This window comes from Blautia sp. AF17-9LB, assembly GCF_003479185.1.
In the GTDB taxonomy this organism is placed as follows: Bacteria; Bacillota; Clostridia; order Lachnospirales; family Lachnospiraceae; genus Fusicatenibacter; species Fusicatenibacter saccharivorans.
Map to the genome: position 1 here is coordinate 1 of NZ_QUGU01000044.1, position 1,631 is coordinate 1,631.

Consider the following 1,631-nt stretch of genomic DNA (forward strand, 5'->3'; position numbering starts at 1 on the left):
TTGCGCGTCTAACTCATCACTACTACAATATATTTATGGGTAATCCCCTTACTTCCAGTAAGGATTTATCCATCTCATTACTTAAACTGTTAGAATGTAGGATGCAATGGTATATCGACTTCATCACTTGGACCTCGCGTCCGTACTTTAGACTGATAACCGGCTCCTCATTCACAGTGTTCGTTTTATGCAGGTTGAATCACATTAGGTGCATTCGTGTCACACACAGTAGTTTGAACAGGTAATGAGTAAAACTGGTATTTATCCATTGTAATATTTTTTAAGGAGTGATAAATTTATGAACGCAGTAGGTATCGATGTTTCAAAAGGTAAAAGTATGGTTACAATTCTGAGACCATTTGGGGAGATTGTATCCTCTCCTTTTGAGATTAAGCACACATCCAGTGATATCCATTCACTTATTAAACTTATTCATTCTATCGAAGGTGAATCCCGGGTTGTAATGGAACATACCGGCCGCTACTACGAAGCACTTGCTCACCAGCTTTCAGCAGCAGATCTCTTTGTCAGTGCTGTTAATCCCAAGTTGGTCAAAGATTTTAATAACGATTCTCTTCGCAAAATCAAGTCCGACAAAGCTGATTCTGTCAAGATTGCCCGCTACGCTCTTGACAAATGGCAAAGTCTTGAACCGTATAGTATTACAGATGAATTACGCGCTCAGCTAAAGGTCATGAATCGTCAGTTCCATTTCTATGTGAAACAAAAAACGGCTATGAAAAATAATCTTATTGGCCTCATTGACCAGACCTATCCAAATGCAAATACTTATTTCAATAGTCCCACCCGCAGTGATGGTTCCCAGAAATGGGTTGATTTTGTCTCTACATACTGGCATGTAGATTGCATTCGTAAAATGTCTCTAAACGCTTTTGTTGAACATTATCAGAACTGGTGCAAGCGCAAAAAATATGCCTTCAATAAATCAAAAGCGGAAGAAATTTACACCAAAACAAAGGAACTTGTTCCAGTATTTCCTAAGAATGAAATAACCAAACATATCATCAGACAAGCTGTCGATCAGCTCAACAGTACTTCCGTTACTGTCGAAACAATACGCACTCTCATGAACGAGACTGCCTCAAAGCTTCCTGAATACTCAATTGTCATGCAGTTTAAAGGGATTGGTCCATCTCTCGGTCCACAGCTTATGGCTGAGATCGGTGATGTAACCAGATTCACGCATAAAGGAGCCCTTACTGCATTCGCCGGAGTTGATCCTGGGGTAAACGAATCTGGTTCCTATGCCCAAAAAAGCGTCCCAACATCCAAACGTGGATCTTCAAATTTAAGAAAGACTCTTTTTCAAGTAATGGATGTTCTTATCAAAACCATGCCTCAGGATGATCCTGTATATCAATTCATGGACAGAAAACGCACCCAGGGTAAGCCTTACTATGTTTATATGACTGCAGGTGCTAATAAATTTCTCAGAATATACTATGGACGAGTGAAAGAATATCTTTCTGTTCTTCCTGATCCAAGCTAATTCAAAACTTTTACTTTCAGACCAGCACTGGTTGTGGTGGCCTTATTTTAATGCCTAATTTTTAACCTGTAAAGTTTTTTAACTTTCTTCAATTTTAGTATTGACTTTTTATTTGCAGGCT

At 39.0% G+C, this 1,631-nt stretch carries 1 protein-coding gene; it reads left to right on the forward strand.

What is annotated here, in order from left to right:
- Positions 1-298: 298 nt before the first annotated feature.
- A complete protein-coding gene (locus DWX00_RS19375) occupies positions 299-1,510 on the forward strand; it encodes an IS110 family transposase (RefSeq protein ID WP_055218916.1) in 1,212 nt (403 codons plus the stop codon).
- Positions 1,511-1,631: the final 121 nt, after the last annotated feature.

Coding starts and splice junctions, on each gene's coding strand:
- DWX00_RS19375 (WP_055218916.1), top strand. CDS start 299: ATGAACGCAGTAGGTATCGATGTTTCAAAAGGTAAAAGTATGGTTACA.